General features: G+C 37.7%; 23 protein-coding genes. 16 read left to right on the top strand and 7 right to left on the bottom strand.

Features of this window, described 5'->3' with window-relative positions; genetic code table 11:
• Positions 1–153: 153 nt before the first annotated feature.
• From ACTG7L_RS05040 to ACTG7L_RS05025, 4 genes are all read left to right on the top strand, one after another.
• Positions 154–2,076 carry an ATP-dependent DNA helicase gene (locus ACTG7L_RS05040; protein ID WP_439327676.1) on the top strand — a complete coding sequence of 641 codons (1,923 nt, stop codon included), beginning with the start codon at positions 154–156 and terminating at the stop codon, positions 2,074–2,076.
• Positions 2,077–2,246: 170 nt separating this feature from the next.
• Positions 2,247–3,449 carry a hypothetical protein gene (locus ACTG7L_RS05035; RefSeq protein ID WP_439327675.1) on the top strand — a complete coding sequence of 401 codons (1,203 nt, stop codon included), beginning with the start codon at positions 2,247–2,249 and terminating at the stop codon, positions 3,447–3,449.
• A 37-nt stretch (positions 3,450–3,486) separates the two neighbouring features.
• Positions 3,487–4,737, top strand: coding sequence for a hypothetical protein (locus tag ACTG7L_RS05030; protein ID WP_439327674.1), 1,251 nt, complete (start codon positions 3,487–3,489; stop codon positions 4,735–4,737).
• A gap of 56 nt (positions 4,738–4,793) precedes the next feature.
• Positions 4,794–5,315 (top strand): hypothetical protein, encoded by a 522-nt coding sequence (locus ACTG7L_RS05025; RefSeq protein ID WP_439327673.1) that lies wholly within the window; start codon positions 4,794–4,796, stop codon positions 5,313–5,315.
• A gap of 116 nt (positions 5,316–5,431) precedes the next feature.
• Here ACTG7L_RS05025 and ACTG7L_RS05020 read toward each other — a convergent pair whose 3' ends face one another.
• Positions 5,432–6,451, bottom strand: a complete 1,020-nt coding sequence (locus tag ACTG7L_RS05020; protein ID WP_439327766.1) for a branched-chain amino acid aminotransferase — start codon at positions 6,449–6,451, stop codon at positions 5,432–5,434.
• A 345-nt stretch (positions 6,452–6,796) separates the two neighbouring features.
• On the opposite strand from ACTG7L_RS05020, the gene ACTG7L_RS05015 reads away from it, so the two are divergent.
• From ACTG7L_RS05015 to truA, 4 genes are read left to right on the top strand one after another with little or no spacing between them, the layout of a single operon-like run.
• Entirely contained in the window at positions 6,797–7,696 is a 900-nt protein-coding gene (locus ACTG7L_RS05015; protein WP_439327672.1) for a transcriptional regulator GcvA, read from the top strand.
• The gene (locus ACTG7L_RS05010) at positions 7,696–8,103 is read left to right on the top strand and encodes a DUF423 domain-containing protein (RefSeq protein ID WP_439327671.1); all 408 of its coding nucleotides are present in this window, start codon (positions 7,696–7,698) and stop codon (positions 8,101–8,103) included. The genes ACTG7L_RS05015 and ACTG7L_RS05010 overlap by 1 nt, the downstream gene beginning before the upstream one ends.
• Before the next feature lie 9 nt (positions 8,104–8,112).
• The gene (rlmM, locus tag ACTG7L_RS05005; RefSeq protein WP_439327670.1) at positions 8,113–9,210 is read left to right on the top strand and encodes a 23S rRNA (cytidine(2498)-2'-O)-methyltransferase RlmM; all 1,098 of its coding nucleotides are present in this window, start codon (positions 8,113–8,115) and stop codon (positions 9,208–9,210) included.
• A gap of 15 nt (positions 9,211–9,225) precedes the next feature.
• Positions 9,226–10,023 (top strand): tRNA pseudouridine(38-40) synthase TruA, encoded by a 798-nt coding sequence (gene truA / locus ACTG7L_RS05000; protein ID WP_439327669.1) that lies wholly within the window; start codon positions 9,226–9,228, stop codon positions 10,021–10,023.
• An 80-nt stretch (positions 10,024–10,103) separates the two neighbouring features.
• Here truA and ACTG7L_RS04995 read toward each other — a convergent pair whose 3' ends face one another.
• The gene (locus ACTG7L_RS04995; protein ID WP_439327668.1) at positions 10,104–10,769 is read right to left on the bottom strand and encodes a hypothetical protein; all 666 of its coding nucleotides are present in this window, start codon (positions 10,767–10,769) and stop codon (positions 10,104–10,106) included.
• A 297-nt stretch (positions 10,770–11,066) separates the two neighbouring features.
• Here ACTG7L_RS04995 and accD point away from each other — a divergent pair, with 297 nt between their 5' ends.
• Together accD and folC are read left to right on the top strand one after the other, a co-directional pair.
• The gene (gene accD / locus ACTG7L_RS04990; RefSeq protein ID WP_439327667.1) at positions 11,067–11,990 is read left to right on the top strand and encodes an acetyl-CoA carboxylase, carboxyltransferase subunit beta; all 924 of its coding nucleotides are present in this window, start codon (positions 11,067–11,069) and stop codon (positions 11,988–11,990) included.
• Between the two features lie 13 nt (positions 11,991–12,003).
• Positions 12,004–13,335 (top strand): bifunctional tetrahydrofolate synthase/dihydrofolate synthase, encoded by a 1,332-nt coding sequence (folC, locus tag ACTG7L_RS04985; protein WP_439327666.1) that lies wholly within the window; start codon positions 12,004–12,006, stop codon positions 13,333–13,335.
• 91 nt (positions 13,336–13,426) lie between these two features.
• Here folC and trhP read toward each other — a convergent pair whose 3' ends face one another.
• Positions 13,427–14,809 (bottom strand): prephenate-dependent tRNA uridine(34) hydroxylase TrhP, encoded by a 1,383-nt coding sequence (trhP, locus tag ACTG7L_RS04980; RefSeq protein WP_439327665.1) that lies wholly within the window; start codon positions 14,807–14,809, stop codon positions 13,427–13,429.
• Positions 14,810–14,928: 119 nt separating this feature from the next.
• Between trhP and ACTG7L_RS04975 the strand changes: the two genes are divergently transcribed.
• The 3 genes from ACTG7L_RS04975 to ACTG7L_RS04965 all read left to right on the top strand — a co-directional run bounded on the left by ACTG7L_RS04975 (position 14,929) and on the right by ACTG7L_RS04965 (position 18,107).
• Positions 14,929–15,471: a TorD/DmsD family molecular chaperone gene (locus ACTG7L_RS04975; protein WP_439327664.1), complete on the top strand. Its 543-nt coding sequence runs from the start codon at positions 14,929–14,931 to the stop codon at positions 15,469–15,471.
• Between the two features lie 351 nt (positions 15,472–15,822).
• Positions 15,823–16,458 carry a thiamine ABC transporter ATP-binding protein gene (gene thiQ / locus ACTG7L_RS04970; RefSeq protein ID WP_439327663.1) on the top strand — a complete coding sequence of 212 codons (636 nt, stop codon included), beginning with the start codon at positions 15,823–15,825 and terminating at the stop codon, positions 16,456–16,458.
• A gap of 389 nt (positions 16,459–16,847) precedes the next feature.
• A complete protein-coding gene (locus ACTG7L_RS04965) occupies positions 16,848–18,107 on the top strand; it encodes a reverse transcriptase family protein (protein WP_439327662.1) in 1,260 nt (419 codons plus the stop codon).
• Positions 18,108–18,118: 11 nt separating this feature from the next.
• Here the strand turns inward: ACTG7L_RS04965 and ACTG7L_RS04960 are convergent, their stop codons facing one another.
• The 3 genes from ACTG7L_RS04960 to ACTG7L_RS04950 are packed head-to-tail and all read right to left on the bottom strand — an operon-like array spanning position 18,119 to position 22,827.
• On the bottom strand, positions 18,119–20,086 hold the full coding sequence (locus tag ACTG7L_RS04960; protein WP_439327661.1) for a DUF7017 domain-containing protein: 1,968 nt from the start codon (positions 20,084–20,086) through the stop codon (positions 18,119–18,121).
• The gene (locus ACTG7L_RS04955) at positions 20,079–20,678 is read right to left on the bottom strand and encodes a hypothetical protein (protein WP_439327660.1); all 600 of its coding nucleotides are present in this window, start codon (positions 20,676–20,678) and stop codon (positions 20,079–20,081) included. Before ACTG7L_RS04955 ends, ACTG7L_RS04960 begins: the two co-directional genes overlap by 8 nt.
• A 10-nt stretch (positions 20,679–20,688) precedes the next feature.
• Positions 20,689–22,827, bottom strand: coding sequence for an AAA family ATPase (locus ACTG7L_RS04950; protein WP_439327659.1), 2,139 nt, complete (start codon positions 22,825–22,827; stop codon positions 20,689–20,691).
• A gap of 297 nt (positions 22,828–23,124) precedes the next feature.
• Between ACTG7L_RS04950 and bioB the strand changes: the two genes are divergently transcribed.
• On the top strand, positions 23,125–24,126 hold the full coding sequence (gene bioB, locus ACTG7L_RS04945; RefSeq protein WP_439327658.1) for a biotin synthase BioB: 1,002 nt from the start codon (positions 23,125–23,127) through the stop codon (positions 24,124–24,126).
• Between the two features lie 107 nt (positions 24,127–24,233).
• Positions 24,234–24,569 carry a hypothetical protein gene (locus ACTG7L_RS04940; protein WP_439240716.1) on the top strand — a complete coding sequence of 112 codons (336 nt, stop codon included), beginning with the start codon at positions 24,234–24,236 and terminating at the stop codon, positions 24,567–24,569.
• A gap of 56 nt (positions 24,570–24,625) precedes the next feature.
• Here ACTG7L_RS04940 and ACTG7L_RS04935 read toward each other — a convergent pair whose 3' ends face one another.
• The gene (locus ACTG7L_RS04935) at positions 24,626–25,630 is read right to left on the bottom strand and encodes an ornithine carbamoyltransferase (protein WP_439327657.1); all 1,005 of its coding nucleotides are present in this window, start codon (positions 25,628–25,630) and stop codon (positions 24,626–24,628) included.
• Between the two features lie 238 nt (positions 25,631–25,868).
• On the opposite strand from ACTG7L_RS04935, the gene ACTG7L_RS04930 reads away from it, so the two are divergent.
• The coding region (locus tag ACTG7L_RS04930) for a hypothetical protein (RefSeq protein WP_439327656.1) at positions 25,869–26,709 on the top strand (841 nt) is incomplete at its 3' end.

The following is a 26,709-nucleotide window of genomic DNA, read 5'->3' as shown; positions in this document are numbered from 1 at the left end:
TTTATTTACCACGTTATTTGACCACAAAGCAGTCCGCTTTAGATTAAACTAAATAAGAATTATTTTCAACAATTTTACAGGTAAGAATAAATTTGCCTTTTTCTTTGCTCAAAATGATACAATACCGCCAAAGGAATAACGAACTAAATAAACATGCAGCCATCCGACATTATCCAAATTTTCTCTGAAACTGGCGCCTTAAGCCAACAGATTAGCGGTTTTCGTCCTCGTCAAGAACAGTTGGATATGGCAACTGCGGTGGAAAAAACGATCAAAAATCGCACCGCACTTGTGGTCGAGGCGGGAACAGGCACAGGCAAAACCTTTGCTTATCTTGCCCCTGCATTGTTGGCGAAAAAGAAAACCATTATTTCCACAGGGTCAAAAAATTTACAAGATCAACTGTTTAAACGAGATTTACCCGCCATTAAACAAGCCTTAAATTACACAGGCAAAATCGCCTTACTGAAAGGACGTGCCAATTATCTTTGTTTGGAACGGATGGAACAGGTGAAATACATGGGCTTGGTGGGGGATAAATCCATTTTGGTGGATTTAAGCAAGGTGCAAAAATGGCAAATTGCCACCCAAACAGGGGATTTGTCGGAATGTAGCACGTTAGCAGAAGACAGCCCGATTTTACCGCAATTAGTCAGCACCACAGATAGCTGTTTAGGCACCGATTGCCCGCATTACGGCGATTGTTATGTAGCATTGGCACGCAAAAAAGCCTTGGCGGCGGATTTAGTGGTGGTTAATCATCATTTATTTTGTGCCGATATGGCGGTGAAAGAAAGCGGTTTTGCGGAACTGATCCCCGATGCCGAAGTGATTATTTTTGATGAGGCCCATCAACTGCCGGACATTGCCAGTCAATATTTCGGACAATCGCTGACGTCTCGCCAACTGTTTGATATTTGTAAAGATTTGCAAATTGTCTATCGTACCGAAGTGAAAGATATGCAGCAGTTGGGCGTGGCGAGCGATCATCTGCAAAAAATGGTGCAAGATTTTCGCCTGTTGCTTGGTGAGGGCAATCAGCGGGGGAATTGGCGAGATTTATTGCGACAAACTGCGGTGCAAAAAGGCTTAGAAATTTTACAAGAAAAATTGGGTTTTACCGCCGAAGTGGTGAAACTCGCCTTAGGGCGTTCACAAACCTTAGACAGCATTTTTGATCGTATTAACGCCGTAAAAACACAGCTCACCCGCCTGTCTGATACCAGTATTACCGGCTATTGCTATTGGTATGAAACCTTTAACCGTCAATTTGGCTTACATATCACGCCGTTGACCGTCGCTGATAAATTTGGCGAGCAACTGGCCAATCAAAAAGCCGCATGGATTTTCACCTCCGCTACCCTTGAAGTGGGCGGCAGTTTCAACCATTTTTGCCAACGTTTAGGCATTCAACAGGCCGAGCAAAAAGTGCTACAAAGCCCCTTTAATTACCCCGAACAAGCCATGTTATGCGTGCCACGCTATTTGCCAAGTAGCAACCAAAAACACACCCTACAACAGCTCGCAGAAATGTTATTACCGGTGATTGAAGCGAACAACGGGCGTTGTTTTGTGCTTTGCACCTCTTATTTTATGATGAAAGGCTTAGCGGAATATTTTCGAGAAAACAGCACACTGTCGATTTTATTACAAGGCGAAATGGCCAAAGCCAAATTGCTTGATCATTTTATTCACGAACCGCACAGCGTACTGGTCGCCACCTCCAGTTTTTGGGAGGGTGTGGACGTGCGAGGGGACGCCTTATCATTAGTCATTATTGATAAATTGCCGTTCACCTCACCTGATGAACCCTTGCTCAAAGCCCGTATTGAAGATTGTAAGTTACAGGGTGGCGAACCCTTTAATGATTTACAAATCCCAGAAGCTGTAATTGCCTTAAAACAAGGGGTTGGGCGGTTAATTCGAGATGTCACCGACCGTGGCGTGGTGATTATTTGTGACAGCCGTTTAGTCAATCGTCCTTATGGCAAAACCTTTTTGAAAAGTTTGCCGAATGCGAAACGGACGAGGGATTTAGATAAAGTCGTTCATTTTTTGCAAGGGTTACAACAGTAGCCCGATCTTTTTCCTCGATCTTTCCCCCGCGCCCGATCCCATTTATTCCAATAATCTCACAAAATACTGTTTTTTTTTACATATAATATGGCATAATTTTCCCAAGTGATATGGGGATTTTTGATCCTTTTTCACGACCTCTCTTTTTTATCTAACAACAGGATGTCCCTATGAAAATGAAAAAAAACTTTTTTATCAGCCTTGGTGCAGCCATTGTGCTGGCTGGTGTGAGTAGCATGACTTATGCTATTGAAAATATTGAGCTGAATTATCCAAAAGATTTACAGACAAAGGATTATTACAGCAAAAATCCAGACAAAGCCAAAGAGGTATTGGCTCAGTGTGAACCCATTGCTCAACGCGAGTACAAGTCAATAGAAAAGCAAGCGGATCAAATTGAAGATAAATTTAAAGACAAAGACTTTAGTTTCGGGGATTTGAATTATTTTGAAATGCTGAATGCCTATCAAGTCTTTGCTGAAAATTGTGCCAATGCAGGTTTGAGTTTACTGACGCTTGAATTGCCAATGCCAACGACTTTTGATGAAAAAACCTCGGACTATGATGTTTTTAAACAATTTTATGGCGAAAAATTAGAGTTGAAAGTTCCTTTCGTTCGTCTCATTCATAATTCTTCTCTCTTTTTTTACCAAGAGCTTTATAGCGACAAATTGGATCGTTTCTATCAGAAATATCGTATAGCTCAGAACGAATTTGAGCGAGCCAACCTAAGAAAACAAGTGTCTGCCAAGGTTGAACAAGAAATAGCCCCTTTTAAAGATTTAAATTGGCAACAGGGCATTGCTAAATTGATTAGCGTTCTAATGAAACCTAATGACAGATCTTTTTCGCTAGATTATTGGGTAGAAACAGAGGAGTCAGAGTTAAATACCTTGGACTACGTTATAAATCATACCGATTTTAGTGGCTCAACCCGTATAGATGACAGAATCCGCAATAATGTTAGGCATCATCTTTATAATAAATTCTATTTCACTGGGCTAAAAGAATTATTGGCGAAACCATATCTTGAGTTAATTAAAGATACTTCCTATTGCCAAACTGACAGACGACCATCTTCGGCTTGTTCTGTGTATAACAAAGCCGTGGAAAAACAGCAAAATCAACTCATTGAGAATTATATGAAAGATTTTGATAGCTTGAAAAAAGACTACAATCAATGCGTTGCTCAATTTGAAGCCCATTATCAATCTCTGAATGTGGACAAAAAAGCCGAAACCATTCCAAGGGAGGCTTACGACAGTATTGTCAATAAAGAAAAAGAAATTTTTCAATCGTATCCTTGTAATTTAGCTCAACAGGCATTGCAAAATCTCAACTTGAGCTTTAGCCATATTGATAAATTAGATTAACTTTTAGCACAACTTTTAGAATAACAGGATGTAAATTATGTTAAATAAACGACAAAAACCATTGATTGTATCAATGCTGACAGCCCTTGGCTTATCTGCTTGTGGTGGTGATGAAACGAATATCCATTTTGGACTGCCACAATTTGTTGAAACCCCAGACTATTATTTGCAACATTTTGATGAACGCAGTGCGACACTCAAATTTTGTACATATACACTCACTGAAATGCCTGAATCTATCTATAAGTATAGCCTGTTCTTTCCTCAAGGAACTTCAGAAGAAACAGCGAAAGAAATATTTACTCAACAATTTAAATCACAACTGGGAAAAGTGGATCAAAATTGTGCGAATGCCGTGAGTGCGGAAATGAGTTTTGAACAAGATCCTGTGAAATATGTGGAACAGGAGATTAAATCAGGTATGAAAACAGATGAACTATGTGGTTATTATGATTCGTCTCGTTCTATTTTAGAGGCGTTATTTAATCGGCGTGAAAAAATAGTCATAGAAAATAGCAAAATGCTTAACGCATTTTCCCAATCTCAATTAGATCCAACACAACTTTATCAACAATGTGTTGCCAAGATTGAAGAAGTCAAAAAAGGGGGGCAAATTGAAAATGAATATGGCTATATAGAAGTGAACAAAAGATCAGTGGTAACCAAGTTATTAAATCAAGAACGGCAGAAATATGCCGATTTGCCTTGGCAACAAGCGGTGCGGAATTTAATCACTGATTTTCATAAAAATTACGAAAGTTTTGATTTTAGTATTAGCCCATTAGAAAGCACCGTGGAAGAAAAAGTTTTGAGTGGGATTCGTGAAGATGAAACCACAACAGATTCCGAACAAAAATTGTGGGAAAGATATATTGATGATATTCAAGACGCATTATATCGGGATTACGCTTTCAAAGGCATTGAAGAAATGCGCCAAAAATCCTTTAAAGAATTGGCATTGGACAATAGCTATTGCAAAACGGACAGACGTAAATATTCGGTGTGTAGTTTGTATTGGGTAGTGCGAAATGAAAAACAAGAGCAAGCCGTACAAGACTATACCGCGAATTTTGACAGCCTGAAAAAAGACTATAACGAGCAATGTGTGGCGAAAATGACCGCCTTTTTAAGCGAAAAAGGCATTAATAAAGATGATATGTCAAGAGAACAATATAACGCTGTGAAAGACAAAGAAAAACAAATCTTTGATAACTTCCCTTGTTCTACTGCTGAAAAAGCCTTGCAAACATTGCAATTAAATTACAGCCATTATGAGCCGTTAAATTAACGCCAACAGGGGCGGAATATCCGCCCCATTTTTAACCTTGTTTTTGAGAATTGATTATGGAAAAGTTTAAAAAATTTATTGAAGCATTTATGCAATCTGACACCTTTAAGAAGTTATTGGAAAAAATAAAAGGCATATTTTCACCGTTCGTGCAAAAAATTCAACAAAGCGAAAAAATGAACAATTTGTTAAGCAAAATGTTATCTTGGGTCAGTCAGCATAAATTGGTAAGTTCGGTGGTGGCTTGTGTGGTGGTTGCCCCGACGTTTATTGGTGGAACGATGGATATGCCGAAAGCGTGTAATAAAATGGTTATTGAACTCGATCCGTTAATGGATCACGGAGGAAGACATATGTCTGCTCATCGAACATGGCATAGCTCATTGTTGCAATTAATCGAGGAGGAAGATCCTGCTCATTCACTAGCGAAACATGGCGAACATTCAATTTATCATAGGATCTATGATTACAGTGTTTTAAATAAACTTTTCCAATCCAAATACGAAAAATTAGCCAAAGTATCACGATCATCTGCAGATAATTTTGTGGAAAGTGTTAGAGATGATTGTAAACGGTGATTTATCAAGACGATAAAAGCACGTTACGGGGAAATTTTTTAAAATACTTACCTTATTAAGATGAGTAGTAAGGTAAGTATTTCATTTATACTAAGTTATAATAGATTAAAAGAGGATTACTCCACTTTCACAACCCACCCGTTTGGTGCGGGTTTATCACCAAATTGAATTCCCACTAATTCTTCATACAGTGCACGTGTTTTTGGTCCAACTTCGGTTTCAGAATAGAAAACGTGGAAATCATCACCGTTTAGAATACCACCAATTGGGGTAATCACCGCAGCTGTGCCACAGGCGCCAGCCTCAGCAAATTGATCCAGTTCGTTAATGTAAATATCGCCCTCAATCGCCTCCATACCAAAGCGTTCTTTGGCTAAATAGAGTAGGGAGTATTTGGTGATACTAGGCAAAATGGATGGTGAAATTGGGGTGATAAATTTATTATCTTTGGTAATCCCAAAGAAATTGGCCGATCCCACTTCTTCAATTTTGGTGTGTGTAGTTGGGTCTAAATAGATACAGTCGGCATAACCCAAGGCTTTCGCTTTTTTACCTGGATAAAGGCTCGCTGCATAATTGCCACCGACTTTAGCGGCTCCTGTTCCTTGTGGGGCCGCACGGTCATAATCTGATACCATAAAATTGGTCGGTTTTAATCCGCCCTTAAAATAAGCCCCCACAGGACAAACAAAGATCGAGAAAATATATTCTGGCGCAGGGCTAACGCCGACATTATCACCGACACCGATTAAAAATGGACGCAAATATAATGTGGCACCTGAACCGTAAGGGCCAACCCATTCTTCATTGGCTTTCACGACCTGTTTACATGCGTCAACAAACATGTCAACAGGTACTTCTGGCATTAACAAACGTTGACAGCTACGTTGCATACGTTTAGCATTTTCATCTGGGCGGAATAGATTAATTGAACCGTCTTTACAGCGATAGGCTTTTAAGCCCTCAAAACATTGTTGTCCGTAGTGCAAGGCAGTGGAACCTTCGCTAATATGTAGCACATTATCTGTCACTAATTCGCCTTTTTGCCATTCGCCATTTTTCCAATAGGCAATGTAACGATAGTCTGTTTTGATATAACTAAATCCGAGATTATTCCAGTCAAGATCTTTCATAATTTATCCTTAATTGAATTTGAAAAAGAGAGTTTTCTAAATCTACATCATAATACGAGGATTGAAAACTATTATTTGAGATTTTCGGCGGGCTAGTGGTAAAATTGTACGATAAAAAAACACCGCACTTGCAAAGTACGGTGTCATCACCCCAAATTTAGGGCAAAATATACAGGAAGTTATGTTCGGTTTCCCGAACAATATGCAAACACAACATAATTAATGAAAGAATTACTCATCATTAAGTATGAGTGTAGTATAATGTCACTGGCTCGACCAGACAACCAAGAAAAATTTATGTGTCGAATAAAAAAAACTAATCCTACAACATAACATTAGGAAAATATTATGGGGAAACGTTTACCGCCCTTAAATTCGTTGAAAGCCTTTGAAAGTTCTGCCAAGCATTTGAGTTTTACCAAAGCGGCAGAAGAACTTTTTGTTACCCAAGCAGCGGTGAGTCATCAAATTAAATTATTGGAAGATTTTTTGGGACTGGAGCTTTTTGTGCGTAAAAATCGGTTATTAGAATTAACGGAAAAGGGAAAATGGTATTATGGTGAAATTTCACCAATCTTACAAAAACTGGCCAGTGTAACAGAAAAAATTTGCTCACAAAATAAATCGACCTTGACAATTAGTGTGCCACAAACCTTTGCTATTCAATGGCTTGTACCTAGATTAATCCATTTTAATCAACGCTATCCAGATATTGACGTACGGATTCGTGCGGCTGAACAAGATGAGGGCATTTTAAATAAAGATATTGATGTAGCCATTTATTATGGTTACGGAAATTGGGAAAATTTACAGGTGGCATTATTGGCGAAAGCCGATTTAGTGATGTTGGCCTCGCCTAAATTGTTGCAAGATAAGCCGATTCATTCTGCCGTCGATTTACAGCAACATAAACTGATTCACATTCATCACCATGAAAACTGGCAAATGATGGCCCATGCTTTGGGCGTGGAATTGCCAAATGTGCAAGATGGTGTGGTGTTTAGCCATACCTTAATGGCGTTGCAAACGGCTTTATATGGTCAGGGCTTGATTTTAGCCAATCAGATGTTGGCACAACAGGAAATTAATCAGGGTAATTTGCAAATTGTGTTGCCAATGAAATTACCTGATCCCAAATCTTTTTATGTGGTGAATAATCAGGTTAGAAATAATGAAAAAACCATCCAAGCCTTTCGAGATTGGATCATACAAGAAATTAATCAACCCGATATTGATAAGGAAAAATAATGGGAAATCGTTTTTTATCTTTAGCCGCTTTCAGCGGATTACTTTGTGTTGCTCTCGGGGCTTTTGTTTCGCATGCCTTACAAGCCAATTTTTCTGAACAACAAATAAGTTGGTTTGATACAGCGTGGAAATACCATGTTTTTCATACGCTTGTTTTGTTGGCGTTAGGCTTTTTTATTTCTGCGACAACGTCACAAAATACGCCTAAATGCCGCCAAACTGCGGTGAATATTATGGGATTTTCATGGGTAGCCGGCATACTGTTATTTAGCGGTTCCCTTTATACCATGGCTATTTGTAACACAAGAGAGATCGTTATGCTTGTTCCTGTTGGCGGTGTCGCCTTTTTGCTCGGTTGGATCACTTTATTCGTGGTATCCGTTCGTTCAAATTTAGCCAAAAAATAGGGGAATATTTTGAATAAACTCGCCCTATATTGCCGAATTGGCTTTGAAAAAGAAGTCGCCGCTGAAATTACCGATAAAGCTACTGCCCTTGGCGTGTTCGGTTTTGCTCGAGTACAGGAAAACAGCGGTTATGTGATTTTTGAATGTTATCAAGCAGGCGAAGCGGATCGCCTTGCGCGAGAAATCCCCTTTAATCAACTGATTTTCGCCCGTCAAATGTTGGTGGTATCGGATTTATTGAGCGATCTCGATCTTGCCGATCGCATTAGCCCGATTGTGGAAAAATTCGTTGCATTTTCACCGCAGTTTAATCTAAAACAAAGTACCGAGATTTGGGTCGAAACCGCCGATACCAATGAGGCCAAAGAACTATCAGGCTTTTGTAAAAAATTCACCGTACCACTCCGCCAAGCCTTGAAAAAACAGGGCGGATTAGGCTTTAAAGAAATTAAAAAAAGCGGCGTAACTTTGCATTGTTTATTTGTCGCCAATAATGCTTGTTATGTGGGCTATTCCTATAACAACAATCATTCCGCCCATTTTATGGGGATTCCACGGCTAAAATTCCCTGCAGACGCCCCAAGTCGTTCTACCCTAAAATTAGAGGATGCGATTTTAACGTTTATCCCTAAAGAAGATGAACCGAAACGCCTAAATGACAACATGATTGGCGTGGATCTCGGGGCTTGCCCCGGTGGTTGGACATACCAATTAGTGCGTCGTGGCTTGTTTGTGTATGCCGTAGATCACGGCAAAATGGCAGCCAGTTTGCATGACACAGGACGAATTGAACATTGCCCCGAAGATGGCTTTAAATTTCAACCGCCGAAACGCAAAAAAATTGATTGGTTGGTGTGTGATATGGTGGAAAAACCGAGTCGCATTGCGGACTTAATCGCCAAATGGTTGCTGAACAGTTGGTGTCGGGAAACCATTTTTAACTTGAAATTACCCATGAAAAAACGTTATCAAGAAGTGCAACAATGTCTGCAACAGTTGGCAGATAAACTGGATAGCCACGGTATCAAATTTCGCCTGCAAGCCAAACATTTATATCACGACCGAGAAGAAATCACCGTGCATATTCAAGTGAAAAGTGCGGTGTAAAAAGGAGACGTTTTGATGAAAATCGCCTTAGGTATTGAATACAACGGCAAAAATTATTTCGGTTGGCAACGACAACAAGGCGTGGCGAGCGTGCAAGCCGAATTAGAAAAAGCCTTGTCTTTTGTCGCCAACGTTCCTATTGATATATTTTGTGCAGGTCGCACTGATAGCGGCGTGCATGGCACAGGGCAAGTGGTGCATTTTGAAACTGATGTGATTCGCCCTGAAAAAGCGTGGAGCTTTGGCACCAATGCCAATTTGCCTGATGATATTGCGGTGAAATGGGCGAAAATCGTGCCTGATGATTTTCATGCTCGTTTTTCGGCAACAGCACGGCGTTATCGTTACATTTTATACAGTAATAAATTACGCCCCGCCATTTTGCCTTATGGCGTAACCCATACCCATTTAGACTTAGATACGGAAAAAATGCAACGAGCAGGGCAGGCATTACTCGGCGAAAATGATTTTACCAGTTTCCGTGCTGCTCAATGCCAATCTAAAACGCCGTGGCGAAATGTGCATCATTTGAAAGTCGACCGTTTAGGTGATTATATTGTGGTGGATATTCAAGCCAATGCTTTTGTCCATCATATGGTGCGTAATATTGTGGGCAGCTTAATGGAAGTGGGCTGTGGACGACAACCGATAGAATGGATCGCCGACATCTTAGCCAAAAAAGACCGCAGTTTAGCCGCACCGACTGCCAAACCTGATGGCTTGTATTTGGTGAATGTGCAATATCCTGAGCGGTTTGATTTGCCGAAAACGCCGTTGGGACCTTTATTTTTACCTGATGAGAGCTTGAAATAAAAAATGATGAAAATGGTATTGTTCCCTTTTCATCATTTAATGTTTCTTTAGGATACTAAGCCTAAGCGATGGTTGGGCGATTATTGGATCGCATCTTCTGTTTTCCAGCCATCACTGGTTAAAATAAGTTTGATGGTATGTTGTATCGGATCGGTTGTCGGCTTGTCTTGAATTTCCTGTACCCAATCGGGTAAGTTTTCAAGCTGAATGGTGAATTTCACTTTTGAAAAAGTGAAACCATTTTTATCTTCCTTCGGTGGGGTAAAGAGATCAACACTTTTTACCACAAATTTTCCGCCACAAAAGTATGCAGCCTTTCCACCAAATTGTCCGTCTGCGACTTTAAAATAGTTCTTTCCTTTTTCAGTAACTTTATAAATGACTACATCTGTTTTTTTTGGAACGCCTTTCCTTTTTATGGCATCCCAGAACTCAACATTAACGCTGTCATTTTTTTTCTCCACTAAGCCATATTTTAGAAAAACGCCAGTGTCTAGTTTTTCTTCCGTATATTTTGCGTGTTCGGGACGAACAACCAGAACATCTAATGCGTTGTTATAAGGAGAACCTTCTTCAAAACTTGATATTTTCTCTCCAGCTCCCCAGCCCGTGCAATATTGTAACTTGTCGAATTTTTCTTGAAGGCCTTTGGTAAAGTTTTCTTTGGTTGCAGCGGTTGAATCGCCAAATCCTGTTAAAAACACACTGGCAACCAGTACCGATGCGGCGGTCATCATTTTTTTCATAGTCTTATCCTTAAAGTGTAATTATGTTCGTTTTGAACGGAATATATTCTATCATTGTTTTTTTTTTGCACAATTTGCTACAATCAAAAAACACTAGTTAAAATTAGATTTTTATGATTTTATCCATAAGGAAAAATTTTAGTTATAGGAAAAAATCGTACAATAATAATTTTGTTCTGCTGACGGCAAGTGATATACAGATCAGATTTGCCGATTTATTACAGAAAAACCTACAAAAAAAGCAAATTTTGTGGTTAAATAGCAAAAATTTCCGTTTAACAAAACTAAGGTTAAATAATGAGCTGGATTGATAAAATTTTTAGTAAATCACCATCATCTTCATCTTCATCAAGCAAAAAAGCGAATGTGCCAGAGGGCGTATGGACAAAATGTACCTCGTGCGAACAGGTGCTGTATCGTGATGAGTTAAAACGTCATTTAGAGGTGTGTCCAAAATGTGGTCATCACATGCGAATTGATGCCCGTGAACGGTTGGCTGCCTTATTGGATAAAGACAGCATTGTGGAAATTGCAGCAGAACTTGAACCGCAAGATATTCTAAAATTCAAAGACTTGAAAAAATATAAAGACCGTATTACTGTCGCACAAAAAGAAACCGGCGAAAAAGATGCCTTAATTACGGTTTCAGGCACCCTTTACGGTATGCCGATTGTGGCTGCAGCCTCTAATTTTAGCTTTATGGGCGGTTCAATGGGATCGGTGGTCGGCGCAAAATTCGTGAAAGCAGCGGAACAAGCCCTTGAGAAAAATTGTCCGTTTGTCTGTTTCTCTGCCAGTGGTGGAGCTCGTATGCAAGAGGCCTTGTTATCCCTAATGCAAATGGCAAAAACCAGTGCAGTATTGGCCAAAATGAAAGAAAAAGGTGTGCCGTTTATTTCGGTATTGACTGACCCAACGTTAGGTGGTGTATCAGCCAGTTTCGCCATGTTAGGTGATTTAAATATTGCCGAACCAAAAGCCTTAATCGGCTTTGCAGGTCCTCGAGTCATTGAGCAAACCGTGCGTGAAAAATTGCCAGAGGGATTCCAACGTGCGGAATTTTTATTAGAGCATGGTGCCATTGATATGATCGTCAAACGTTCAGAAATGCGTGAAAAATTGGCGAATATTTTAAGTCAATTAATGGGCTTGCCGTCACCGTTTATTGAGCCTGAATTACTTGAACATAACGAAGAAACAGTTGAAACAGATATCAAATAGGACCATTTGATTTATGTCAGATAATTTAAAAGCCACGTCGCCAACGCTACAATCTAGCCTTGACGAGTGGCTTTATTATTTAGAAAACAGCCATTTTAAAGCCATTGATCTTGGCTTGGAACGCGTAAAATCCGTGGCGGAAAAATTGAATTTATTACGCCCAGCGCCTTATGTGATCACGGTTGGTGGCACCAATGGAAAAGGCACAACTTGCCGTTTATTGGAAACCATTTTGCTGCATGCGGGCTATAACGTTGGCGTGTATTCTTCGCCACATTTAATTCGTTATAATGAACGGGTACGCATTAATAATCAAGACGTGGCGGATCAAGAGCATATTCACTCCTTTGATTTTATTAATCAAAATAAAACCCAATCGCTGACCTATTTTGAATTTAGCACCCTGTCGGCCTTGCATTTATTTAAGCAAGCTAATCTTGATGTAGTCATTTTAGAAGTAGGTTTAGGTGGTCGATTAGATGCCACCAATATTGTGGACGCCGATATGGCGGTGATTACCAGTATCGATATTGATCACGTGGATTTTTTAGGCGATACCAGAGAAAAGATTGCCTTTGAAAAGGCGGGCATTTTTCGAGCTAATCAACCCGTGATTATTGGCGAACCTCATATTCCTGATACGATGACCGATCATGCAAAATCACTGCATTGTTCGCTTTCTTGTCGTGATCAAGATTGGCGATTTGAGCAAACAGGGCAGAGTTGGATGTGGTTCACTTCTACATTGCGCTTAGAAAATTTACCACTATGCCAAATTCCCTTGCCTAATGCAGCGACAGCTTTAGCGGCAGTGCAAGCCTTTCCGTTTACGATTTCTGAAAATATTATTCGTCAATCTTTAGCGGAAGTAGAATTAGTTGGGCGTTTTCAAACCATTCAACCTAAAAATTTAACCGCCGTGGCACAATTTTGTCAGAAAGAGATTGCTGATTTACCACAGATTATCATTGATGTGGGACACAATCCTCATGCCGCACGTTATTTAGCCGAAAAATTAGTCCAACTTAAACAAAAAATCAGCGGAAAAATCACCGCAGTTTGCGGGATCTTACAGGATAAAGATGCGGAAAATGTGCTTTCTCCGTTGCTCTCTGTTATTGATAATTGGCATTGTGTGACGTTATCAGGTTACCGTGGGCAAGCGGGTGAACAGTTAGCCGAAAAATTGCTAGCCGTGGCAAAAAAACAAGAAATTTCAGTGTGGGTTCAAACTGAAAGTTCAGTTGCCTTCGGGGTAAAAAGTGCAGTGCAAAAATCAGCTAAAAATGATGTGGTTTTAGTGTTTGGCTCTTTCCATACTGTTGGAGAATTTTTGCAGATTTAAATACGAACATAATACAACAATTTTATTCTCCATAAAAAAGCACCCAAAGGGGTGCTTTTTGTATATATTTTGTGTCATGAGAAATTATTAGTTATGAGTGCGGATTTCTCGTATTCGTCCCATTTAAATTCCGCATCAACAACCCATAATCTAATTCAATATCCGCTGGCACATCTAAAAACACAAAATGTCCATCGCCAAGACCGGCTTCAACATTTTCGTTTTTGTGGTTTAACATACGTTCGATTTTGAACACAACATTGCCTTTCGGGGTCATCATTTCTACGGAATCGCCGACTAAGAATTTATTTTTCACCGCCACTTCCGCCATACCTTGATCATTACGTTTACCCGTAAATTCGCCGACAAATTGTTGACGTTCGGAAATGGAGTAGCCGTAGTCGTAATTTTGATATTCATCGTGGGTGTGCCGGCGTAAGAAACCCTCGGTATAACCACGGTGTGCTAGGCTTTCTAAGGTATCCATCAGGCTTTCGTCAAATGGCTTGCCTGCAGCTGCATCGTCAATGGCTTTGCGATACACTTGAGCGGTTCTGGCACAGTAATAGAACGATTTTGTCCGTCCTTCGATTTTCAGGGAATGAATGCCTAATTTTGTTAATTGTTCAACATGTTGCACGGCACGCAAATCTTTTGAATTCATAAAATAGGTGCCGTGTTCGTCTTCAAAAGCGGTCATTTGTTCATCAGGGCGGTGCGGTTCGGTGTATAAAAATACCTTGTCGGTATGGCTGCCCTCGCCTAAGGTAGGGGCAACATTTTTTACCTCAATTTCAGGTTCAAACTTTTGTACTGCCTCTTTTTCTACGATATTGCCGACCTCGTCAATGGTGCCTTCTTCCATTTTATATTCCCAACGGCAAGCGTTGGTGCAGGTGCCTTGATTCGGGTCGCGTTTGTTAATATAACCTGATAGCAAACAACGCCCCGAATATGCCATACATAACGCCCCGTGTACGAAAATTTCCAGTTCCATATCAGGCACTTGCTGGCGAATTTCGGCGATTTCATCAAGGGAAAGTTCACGGGATAAAATCACACGGGTTAAGCCCATTTGCTTCCAAAATTTCACCGTTGCCCAGTTCACCGCATTGGCTTGCACGGAAAGATGAATATCCATGTCAGGAAAATTCTCACGCACCATCATAATTAAACCGGGATCGGACATAATTAACGCATCAGGTTGCATATCCACGACCACTTTTAAATCTTTAATAAAGGTTTTTAATTTGGAATTATGTGGGGCGATATTCACCACCACATAGAATTTTTTACCGAGAGAATGGGCTTCATCAATGGCAATTTTTAAATTGGCGTGGTTAAATTCGTTATTCCGCACACGCAAGCTATAACGGGGTTGTCCTGCATAAACGGCATCTGCTCCGTAAGCAAAAGCATAACGCATATTTTTTAGCGTGCCAGCAGGGGAAAGTAATTCTGGTTTGAAAGTCATAATAAAATTTTCTCTGAGTACAAGTCAGTCATTCACATTGTGTGAACGGTTAAAAGGGCAGTATTTTAACAAAAAATATGCTAAAGTGCGGTATAAATTTACGGAGTTTTGAAAAAATTATGGAAAATCTGAATAACTTTTCACTGATCAGCCGTTTATTCGGCAATTTATTTTATCGCTGTCCGACAGATCCGATTTTAGCTGGCGTATTTAGTTGGTTGCAACAGGGCGGATTAAGCCAAGTTTGGGCATTGGAAACCGATAAATCCACCCAATCCGCCATTGAAAGCCTGCAAATTCCTTTGGATTTAACGTTGTTAGAGCAAGAATATCAAAAACTCTTTGCCAAAGTTGAACTTGCCATTTCGGCGTATGGCGTGGATGTGGCAGAATTTGTGGCATTTCGGCAAGCCCGAGCTATGCCTGAAGTGGAAAGTGCGGATCATTTTGGGTTACTTTTTTTAACCGCTTCTTGGATTGAAGATAATCTCGATTCAGTGGATGCTCAACGGGAATTATTTGAACGCTTTTTATTACCTTGTGCCAGCCAATTTTTAAACAATGTGGAAACGCAGGCAAGTTTGCCGTTTTATAAAGCATTGGCATTGTTATCCCGAGAAATTTTAGCTGCAATGGCGGATGAATTAGAAGAAACCACTTGAAATGTGAAAGGAAAGTCTTATAATACAAAAGGTCGTAGACGGGTAGCCGTCCCGTCTACTTCCTAGCCGTTAGGCTAATTTAGTTAGAATTGCAATTAGTATATCCAATGTGGCTAACATTTTTAAGCTAATTGTCCCAACTAGCAAGATTGCTAGTAGGATCAGAGTAATAATTTCTGATACTTTCACATAAATCACCTCCTTAGTGCTATATGACTAAGGCGACTAGGCGAAGTGCTATTGAGAGTGGCACTTCACCGGCCTCATAGCACGAAAGAGATTATACACAAACCCCTGTCTATTTGTCTAGGGGTTTGTTATTTTTACCGATATGAAAAAGAGTAAGGCGGTATGATCAAACTCAACAAGCTAAAATTCCAATACAAAACCATGGCAATGCAATTTGATTTACATATTGCTAAAGGCGAAAAAGTGGCGATTGTCGGTGCAAGTGGTGCAGGCAAAAGTACGCTGTTGAATTTAATTGCTGGGTTTGAAATGGCAAATTCAGGTGATATTTATTTAAACGGCGAAAAACATAATACCACTGAACCCTATCAACGTCCTGTTTCCATGCTATTTCAAGAAAATAATGTATTTCCCCATTTAACGGTTTTTCAAAATATTGCATTTGGGCTAAAAGCTAATTTAAAGTTGGATAATCAACAAGTCCAACTTGTCGAACAGGCAGCAAGTGCGGTAGGATTAAGTGAATTTTTGCAACGAAAACCCACCGCACTTTCAGGTGGACAAAAGCAAAGAGTGGCGTTAGCCCGTTGTTTATTGCGAGATAAACCGATATTATTATTGGACGAACCGTTTTCTGCGCTTGATCCGCAATTACGTCAAGAAATGTTGGATCTGTTGCTGAAATTAAGTGATGAAAAAAATATTACCTTATTGATGGTGACACACCAACCTAATGAACTGATTGGTAAAATTGACCGTGTGATTAGAATTGAAAATGGTATAATTGTTCCTGAATGAAAGTGCGGTGAAAAACACAAAGTTTTATGTAAGTAAATTGTTGAATATTTATTGGCTTTATATATAATGATCTTGCTGTGAGATCTTAATATCGCTTTAATTGGGAACACTAAAAATTATGTGGAATAACTGGCGTACGAAGTTAATTCCAAAAGGTTTGTCCATTGTCAATAGTTAATCCTTAAGCTGTGTGGGCAAATTACCGAGTGTTCGAGAATAGACTTATTCTCAAATTTGTGTCGTTATTTTACACAATTTTATACGGTAGGGAGTAAATAGGTAAGATTATTAGCTGGCGAAAACTTGACGAAGTAGGCTAATGAAATAATTCACAGTATATTTACAAAATGGTATTTCCATTCCCTATCGAATAAAATGAACTGAAATTTATGTTTATACAAAAAGCACATTCCATTCAACAAAGTCGTTTATATGCTATCAAAAGTTTACGCCAGCTTAGTCATGTTTTGGGCGTGGATTTCGTTGATTTAAAAAAATTAATTAATGAAAAACAAAATCACTTTTGTGGATCTATATGCGGAAACATTTTTTATTCAACTGAAAGATGGTTTTATAAAAAACTCTTTACATTATTAAATAGAATTGAAAAACCTGAGTATTTACATTCTTCAACTAAGAGAAGATCATACCTAACCAATGTTCAAATTCATATTAATCAGCCACAAGTATTAAGATTAGATATTCAACGATTTTATGAGAATATAGATCGTAGAAAGATCTTTAAATTTTTCAGAAATGATCTTCATTGTTCCCATCAGGTTGCAGATTATTTAGCTGATGTTTGTACCTTTAATGATGTATTACCATTTGGCTGCTCAAGTAGTATGTTGTTGGCTTTTTGGGCAAATCAAGAGATGTTTGAACAATTACATATCTTGGCTAAAGAAGCTGGTTTAAGAATGACGGTATATGTGGATGATATTACTTTCTCAGGAAAAAATATCACCAATAAATTCAAGTATGATGCCATAGGATTGTTACTCCGATCAGGTTACGCTGTGAATAAGTCCAAAGTTAAGTTATATCGAGGATTATCAACGCCAAAATATATTGCAGGTCTAGTTGTTCATCAGGACAAAGTCGATTTACCCAATGGGAAATATAAGGTATTACATGATAAATTAACAGAATGGCATGATTTACGCTTGAATAGCCAAAATTGTTCTAATATTTCGAGATGTTATCATTCTTTGATGGGATATTTAAGTTATGTTGCTCAATTTTCTGAGAAATATAATCAAATTAAAAAACAAGTTAAATCAGAGTTTCTGACTTATCAAGAAAATGAGTTAGTTTGTCGTATTGAAAATACTTATGAGACATTATCAGAATATCTTTTACGTACACCAGCAGAAGATAATAAGCTAATTCACAAGAATTGGGAAAGTCTCTGTGAAGATTTTCATCAAACTGAGCTTTACGAGTGTTTTGCTCAAGATCAAATGACAGTTCGTCGATTTTATTATAAAGATAAAAACAAGCGGATTGATGTATTAAAAGTTCAATTAAAAGATCTGAGCCAGCAATTACTTAAATTAAATCCTAGACGAGCTATTTGGTTAAAAGAAAAAAGAATTGCCTTTAATCAAAAGGTATTTGAACCATTTTCATTAGATGATGTGCCATAACGTCAAAATGTTTAACCTACCATGTTAATTTTGACCGCTCGCCATCCCCAGCTATTTTTCTTTTTATTAAATGCTTTAATCGCAAGACCTGAAACTTGGTTTCCGCTCTCTATTTGAAATTTTCTCACCATTTGTGGATTAATAAAAACATCAGTCGATTGTCCAAATCCTAATCCATTTGATACTTCAATTTCTTCATTAAATAATTGAATTAAATTTTTTGGTAATGTTTCTGTCTTTAGTATTTTATGTGCTTTATAACGAATTTGTCCATCTTTTGTTTTATGTTGAGAAAGTTCTACTTCAACAGCATCAGCCAATTCTAATTTTAGTGATTTTTTAGCTAATTCATTATTTGTAACAGAAAAATTTAATGTTTCATCAATAAGAAAGTGGGTGATGTTTTTTTCTATATTAATATTATCTACGATAGCCAGATAAATAGGGAAAATCGCAATATTATCTGTTCTTTCTTGCATAAGATAAATTTGGAATTTTCCCTTGTCATTCCATTCACCTTTTATTTTTATTGCTTGATATTTATTTGAATTTGCAATAGCTACTTTCTTTTCAGGTACGGAAATTTCGGTAGGAATTTTTTTATCATTTAGATAGATTCGTCTAAATATTTGTTCGTCGTATTCATATTTTTCTCCTAGTTCAGCACTAATCCAAAGCAGATGTTGATAGTTTATCTCTTCAGCCAATTGGGCATGTTGTTGGTAAAAAGTTTTGTTAGACTTGATGGTTTCTGCGGATGAATACCAAGTACTATGAAGCATGGAAAGCAATTCATCACTGACTTTTTGTTCATGGTTTTTCTTATATTGCACAATCTCATCTAATTCGCATTTGGCTTGAGAAAACATTTGTTGTTCAACAAAATATTTTGTTAATTTAAGTTTTATTTTATTCGAAAAACCAATATCTTTTTGTAATGTTATGGCTTTACAATAACAATTTACAGCCATTGGTTTATTTTGTTGGTTGGCATAAATATCACCAATAGCATCCCATAACCAATATTCTTTAGGTTTTATTTTAATCAATTCTAAACATAAACCAAGAGCTTTATCATATTGATTAATAAAAAGATAAGTTTTTATGAGATCCCATTTTAACCAAATAATATCCCCCCTGATTTTTTTGTAATTAGATTGAATATAAGGAAATAATACATTTAGGCTTTTAAAATTTTGTTGCTCCAAAGCACTTTTTAAACAAGCACGGAATACCGACAGTGCTAATGGTTGAATTTCTTTTTGTTCATGTTCGGCTGTTTCAAATGTTCTAGGTTTAAAATCTTCATTTTTTAAATTTTCCAAATTCCACATTTCAGCAAAGACAGCAAAATTAAATTTACCTTTATTGCTTTCATGTTCATAAACTCTTAAGGCAATATTCAAAAAACATTGATGAAGCATTCCATTGAGCGGTAAGGAGAGTTTAAAGTAGTCAAAGAAATAACGTTTAAGTTTATCAATAGGTAATATTTTTTGTTGTAAATTGGATTTTGATACATGATACAACTCCCAAGCAAAGCTGGTTTGTAGTGCAATATCATTGGGTTGTTGTTTTATTATTTTGTAATATTCATTAAGTGCAGCAAGATGGTCACCTTGTTTACTTAATTCCTTGGCATAAACAATATTCTTTGAAAGTGGATTGGCAAGTTTTAGTACATAATCACGATTATCTGCCAAAATTTTGTTGGATTCATTGGTAGAATCAAAAATTTCTTCATTGAGTTGATTTAATTGTTCTATATAGATTTTAATTGCATCTAAATTTCCTGATTTATGTTCTCGTTTAATCAAATCGATTAAACACCAAGCAAAAGCACGTTCCAGCCATCCATCATAATAATTATTTAGCTGGTTTTGTTGCATAAAGTCCATTGCCATTTGATAGGCATGATCAAGATCGATTTTTCTTTCCGTAAATACTTGTTTGGATGGCGAAACTTGTTGGTTATTCATTACCTAATCCTTGTTTAATGATATTCTCGACTTGCGTGGCAAAGGTCATTGAACTCGATTTTGTTGTTATTTTATGGAAGTTGGTAATTTCATGTTTAGCATTAAAATAGATATCAAAAACGGCTATTTCTTCTTGTTTTTGAATGGTATAACGTAAATTATATTCATAGCGTTGTACAGCTTGAATATGCATTTCCGCATTGTTCAGGATTTCTTGAATGAGTTGGTGAAATTCAGTAAGAAATTCTTCATTCTCATGATTAAATTCAATCTTAGTTTGTGTTGTTTCAATCGAATTTGCATCATTCAGCACTAAGGTTTGATTTATCAATAAGCTCAATTTTTCAGCGATGAACTTTGTATTTTCCGTGCTATTAATGGCGATAATTTTGCTAATTTTATTGTTTGAATTATAGTAAATTTTAAATTTAGCTATTTCAGCTTGATATTGAAATGTATAAATATCATGGTATTGATTAGGTTTTATTTCAATGAGCTCTATATTATCATCAAAAAGTTCGGTGATTTTTTGAAGAAGTTTTTGAGAAATAGCGGAAAGCATATCTATATTAATAGCGTTTATGATTGTCATTATTTTCTCCTTATTTGAATTTTATATTTGACCAAGGCTTAAATTGTGGTGGATCAATTAAATAGAGTTTATCAGCAGACCGAGTAATAGCCGTATAAAGCCATCTAAAATAAGATTCATTTTTCATATTTTTTTGTTGGCAGCTGACAAAAACATTTTCCCATTCACTGCCTTGAGCTTTGTGGCAAGTGATCGCATAACCAAATTTGACTTGTAAAGCGTTAAAATAAGGATCAGCCAATAATGCAGCTTTAAATTCTTTCGGATTTTTTTGAAAGCTTAATTCTTTTTCTCGCATGCGAATACAAAAATCAATATATAAGGCTTTATTTTCATCTGAAGTTAAAATAGGATTATCAGAATAGAGTAGGTTTTCTATGATTTTCGTTTTTACTAGAATTTGTTCATTACGTTCATTTTGAAATTCGATAGTAATTTCTCTAAAATGAAGATCAACATGAATAGTTTCAGTCTGATGTTTTTCTTTATTATGTCTTCTAAGCGGAATGGTTCGGCATTCAATATCAGGTGAAACCGAATGTACCAATCCAGTTTCTCCATTATAAAGCGTCATTTCTGCAGTTTGAGCCGTTTTTACCACCATGATTTTATCGTTTTTTACAATTGTTTTTTGTTCAGGAAATAAATATTGACGAATAGCTTGGTTATAATCATTTACCATGGCATTGGAAAACGCAATCATAATGGTGTTATCACAGACCTGATGCTGACAGACGTTGAGATAATCGTTAATACAATCTTTCTGACTTGTTTTAAATATATCAGGATCACTGATTTCAAGACTAAGTTGATTAAATTCTTTTTTGTTAATCGCTTTGCGTAAGCTAATAGAATTAGTGATGATATTGCTTTCTCCACGTTGGCGAACAATATCTGTTAATTCATATTGTTGACAAGGTAGATTGTAGGCAGTCGTTAAATATTCTGAACTCAAAGCGGGGGAATAAGTCATTTGAATTGGCGGCAATTGTGCATTATCTCCAATAAAAATGATTTTTTTATCGTGATGATTTTGATCGATATTGATAAATTTCATTAAATCTTTAAGCAAATAGCCTGAACCAAATCGAATAAATTCACCATCAGAATAATGGTCTGAAATCATTGAACTTTCATCAAAAATATACACCCGATTTGATCCATGTTCATTTGCTTTTAATTTGGCATAAAAGCGATAAGTATCTGGTTGATTTTCATCTTTATACTCAACCAGATCATTAATATCATAAATGAGCGAATGAATGGTACCGGAATCTTTTTTCGTTTTATTCTTTAATACCTTAGCCGCTTTTCCTGTTGGGGCTGCCAATGTATAGGTTCGTCCAATAATATCTAAATAATCAGAAAATCCTTTCATAATAAAGGTTTTCCCTGTTCCTGCGTAGCCCTTAAGTAAAAAAACATGTTGGTTAGGATGAATTAAAAAGTCATCTAATTGATGAATTAATTCTTTTTGACCAGCAGTGAGTTCATATTCATTATAAATATCGATTAATTTAATTTGTGCAAGGGTTTGTTCATTTTCAAGATCAAATATCTTGGTTGTTGCTTCATATTTTTCTTTCGCCTGTTCTCGAGCTATACTTATTTCAATTTTCATATCCTTAAGCTGAGTTTTTAATTGGCTAATTTCTTGTTGGGCAGCTTGCTCTTTCTGTTGTATTTCCTGAAGAGATTTTTTGAGTTCTAGGTGATCGGGGTCAATACTATTTTTTGGAGGATCCCGATACATTGGGTAATCCTGATTAGCATGATAGGTGGTATAAAGCCAACGAGATAATAAATAGGCTTCCTTTAAATATCCGAGCAATTCCAATTGAGTACAATCAAGTTTATTCGAATGAGCTGCTTTATTTCCCTTGGTGCGTAAAAGATGAAGTTTGGTTTGAATATTTTGGGGAACGGCTTGTTTAAAAGTGAAATTATTCATTTTATCCATAAGAGTTTCTTGTGGATCATAGTCAATATGTAATTCATTGAATAAAATATAGACAAACTTCTCAGAAAAACAGCGTAATTTCACGAGAGCAGATTGGTGATCATTATAGATATATTTTTCTGCATCATCTGCCAAAGAGGCAAGATCGGGATGGCGTTCGCTAAGTAAGATAAAGTTTTCAGATTTCATCGCTTCGCTTCTCTTCTCTTCTCTTCTCTTCTCTTCTCTTACAATCACTGAGTAAAATAGCAGAGTTAAGTACTATTTTGACTTGTTGGGTTTGGTAATAAAAATAATAATGTAGAAATATTTTGTATATATCCCAGAATTTTTTTGAGTTTAACATTGTTCTTTTTTTTGCACAATATGAATCTGTAAATTGTTTGGTTTGAAAATGTTTGCAAAGCAGAAAAGCGGATAGGTAGTTGTTTATTTTGAGATAAACCGATATGATAGCAATGTTTTTACATATGATTGGATGGAGCTATGACAAACCAACCCTTACAAATTTACTCTATCACGCCACACAAAACCGCGGAATATTGGTCGGTGTGCAAAGTGGAAGCCTTGTTTGAAACGCCTTTTTTAGAGCTAGTTTTTAAAGCGGCTCAAATTCACCGTGAAAACTTTAATCCGCAAGCGATTCAACTTTCTACCCTCATGTCTATTAAGACAGGTGGTTGTCCAGAAGATTGTCATTATTGTCCACAATCCGCTCGCTATCAAACGGGTGTGCAAAAACAAGATTTATTAGATATTGCCGATATTTTAGAAAAAGCCAAAATCGCTAAATCACGTGGGGCGAGCCGTTTTTGCATGGGGGCAGCGTGGCGTGGACCAAAGCCAAAAGATGTGGCAAAAATTACTGAAATTGTTAAAGCCGTGAAATCCTTAGGGCTGGAAACCTGTGGTACTTTTGGTATGTTAGAAGACGGCATGGCGGAAGACTTAAAACAAGCTGGCTTGGATTACTACAATCATAATCTTGACACTGCCCCTGAGCATTATTCCGAGATTATTGGCACACGCCGTTTTGATGACCGCATGAGTACGCTTGGCAAAGTACGTAAAGCAGGCTTGAAAGTGTGTTGCGGCGGTATTGTGGGGATGAACGAAACTCGCAAAGAGCGTGCAGGCTTGATCGCAAGTTTGGCTAATTTAGATCCGCAACCTGAATCCGTGCCGATTAATCAGTTGGTAAAAGTGGAAGGTACGCCGTTAGAAGATGCAGAAGAGCTAGATTGGACCGAATTTGTCCGCACGATTGCAGTGGCTCGCATTACCATGCCACAAAGCTATGTGCGATTGTCCGCTGGTCGTCAGGGAATGAGCGAAGAAATGCAAGCCATGTGCTTTATGGCAGGGGCAAATTCTATTTTCTATGGCGATAAATTATTGGTCACTGAAAATCCTGAAGAAGACGGTGACCAAGTATTGATGGCGAAACTCGATTTAGAACCAGAAACAGCGGAAAATCGATTGAGATAGGTGAAACTTCTGTTACAATACGCCAGAACAATAGGGCTAATGTTAAACGAATTTCTCATTATGCAATTATTCTTCTTTACTTTTATTTTTACTCATAGGAGAACACAATGAGTTGTAAAATTCATCAAAACCACGAACATGTCCACGGTGAAAACTGCGGTCATACTGCAATTAAACATGGCGATCATGTTGATTATTTACATGACGGTCATTTACACCACGCCCATGGCGAACATTATGACGAGCATTCATTGGATGTAAATGCACAAAATCCAGATGAATGTAATCATCAACACCAATGTGGTGAGCATGTTCATGGTGAAGGTTGTGGACATGAAGCCGTGCCACATGGCGATCACGTGGATTACATTGTTGACGGACGTTTACATCATCAACATGGTGATCACTGTGACGATCATGGCCCAGTTGAAATCGTGAAATAAATACCCTATTTGAAAAAAGCTCAAGGCATTAACCTTGAGCTTTTTTGTCTTCTTTATTAACCCAAACTGGCGACCATCACGGCTTTAATTGTGTGCATGCGATTTTCCGCTTGATCAAACACAATACTTGCTGGGGATTCAAACACATCTTCGGTGACTTCAATGCCATTGGCAAAATCAGGATATTGAGTAGCGATTTCTTTGCCGATTTTAGTTTCGCAATTATGGAATGCTGGCAGGCAGTGCATAAATTTCACTTTTGGATTGCCAGTACGTTGCATTAATTGGCGATTGACTTGATAATCTTTTAATAAATTAATCCGCTCGCCCCAACTTTCCACAGGTTCGCCCATAGACACCCAAATATCGGTGTGAATAAAATCCACGCCTTTCAGGGCTAAATCAATATCTTCCGTTACGGTAATTCTCGCTCCAGATTGTTGTGCAAATTGTTGACACATTTCAACCAAGCTGTCTTCAGGCAACAAGGCTTTTGGTGCACAAATGCGTACATCCATGCCTAATTTTGCCCCGATTAGCAACAGGGAATTGCCCATATTATTGCGAGCATCGCCAATATACACATAACTAATTTCATTCAGCGGTTTTGAGCTATGTTCAATCATGGTTAGGGCATCCGCCAACATTTGGGTCGGGTGAAATTGATCAGTTAAACCATTGAAAACTGGCACGCCAGCATATTCTGCTAATTCATTCACAATAGCTTGGCTAAAACCACGATACTCAATGGCATCATACATTCGCCCTAAAACACGGGCCGTGTCTTTCATGCTTTCTTTATGCCCGATTTGTGAAGAAACAGGATCAATGTAGGTGACATTCGCCCCTTGATCGTGAGCGGCGACTTCAAAGGCACAGCGAGTGCGAGTGGAGGTTTTTTCGAAAATCAAGGCAATATTTTTGCCTTTAAGGCGAGGTTGCTCTGTGCCTGTGTATTTGGCAGTTTTGAGATCTTGAGCGAGTTTAAGTAAAAATTTGATTTCGTCAGTTGTGTGATTGACAAGGCTTAATAGGTGACGGTTTTTAAGGTTGAAAGCCATGGAAATTTCCTCTTATTGTGATTTGGATTCATTCTACCTTAAAAACGAAAATTAACAACGCCAGAATTAGGCTTTTGTGATCCAAACAAACTAAGATCCTTTTTGTCCGAAAAAATGCGAAGTGCGGTGTAAAATAGTGTTTTTTTTTACAGTATATAAATTATAATCTCTGGCGTGATTTTGGGAACTTGATCCTTTTTCACATCCTTTCTTTTTATTTTTACAACAGGATCATGATATGAAAATGAAAAAACAGTTTTTTCTCAGTTTAGGGGCTGCACTGGTGTTGGTTGGGTGTGGTGATGATAAATCGGCACTGCAGGATGTGGATTTCCCAACGGAACTGCAAAGCCAAGCGTTTTATAGTCAACATTTAGATCAAGCCAAAGCCACTAATCAACAATGTAAGCAAGTTTTAAAAACGAATGAGAAACTTGTAGGTCAACTTTTTAAACAACAACGACACGAAAGGGAAGTGGAGGAGAATCCTAAATTAATCATTGATACCATTGCATTAAGTCATAAATATTATAATTTTTTGGAAAATTGTGCCAATGCTATGGCGGCATGGCTACTTGCCGAGCCTGTTTTCCCGAAAACAGCAGAAAGCAATACTTATCAACAATTTAACACTTGGTGGAATGACAATTATGAGAAAGATAATTTTCTCTCAGAGTATTCAAACGGTATTTTATTGGCTTCGACTGAATATCAAGTAGTGCGAATGAACACTATTTTGAAGGTTCGGAAAGAAGAGATTAAATTCCAATTTGATAAGGAGATGGAACGATTGAAACAGGAATATATCAATCAACAGTTGGATCATTTTCTTCAACCTGTGGAACAAGAATGGGCAAATATTAATTGGCAACAGGGAATCAATAAACTAATAAACATTAATTCAGATTTGGGATGGCTTGGATGGAATAAGCGAAACGAATTTGAGGATCAGCCAACATTAAAGGATCTGCTGTCAGCTTATTTAGCAAAAAAAGATGATTGGATGTATTTTGATCAAAGGAAAGAAAGTGATTATGACAAAAAACACAATAAAGAAAAACGTGATTGGCTATTCCTCC

Origin of the sequence: Lonepinella sp. BR2357, assembly GCF_051851525.1 — a bacterium.
In the GTDB taxonomy this organism is placed as follows: domain Bacteria; phylum Pseudomonadota; class Gammaproteobacteria; order Enterobacterales; family Pasteurellaceae; genus Lonepinella.
Note: the sequence above shows the minus strand (reverse complement) of the source record. Positions and strands in the feature narration are given on the sequence as shown.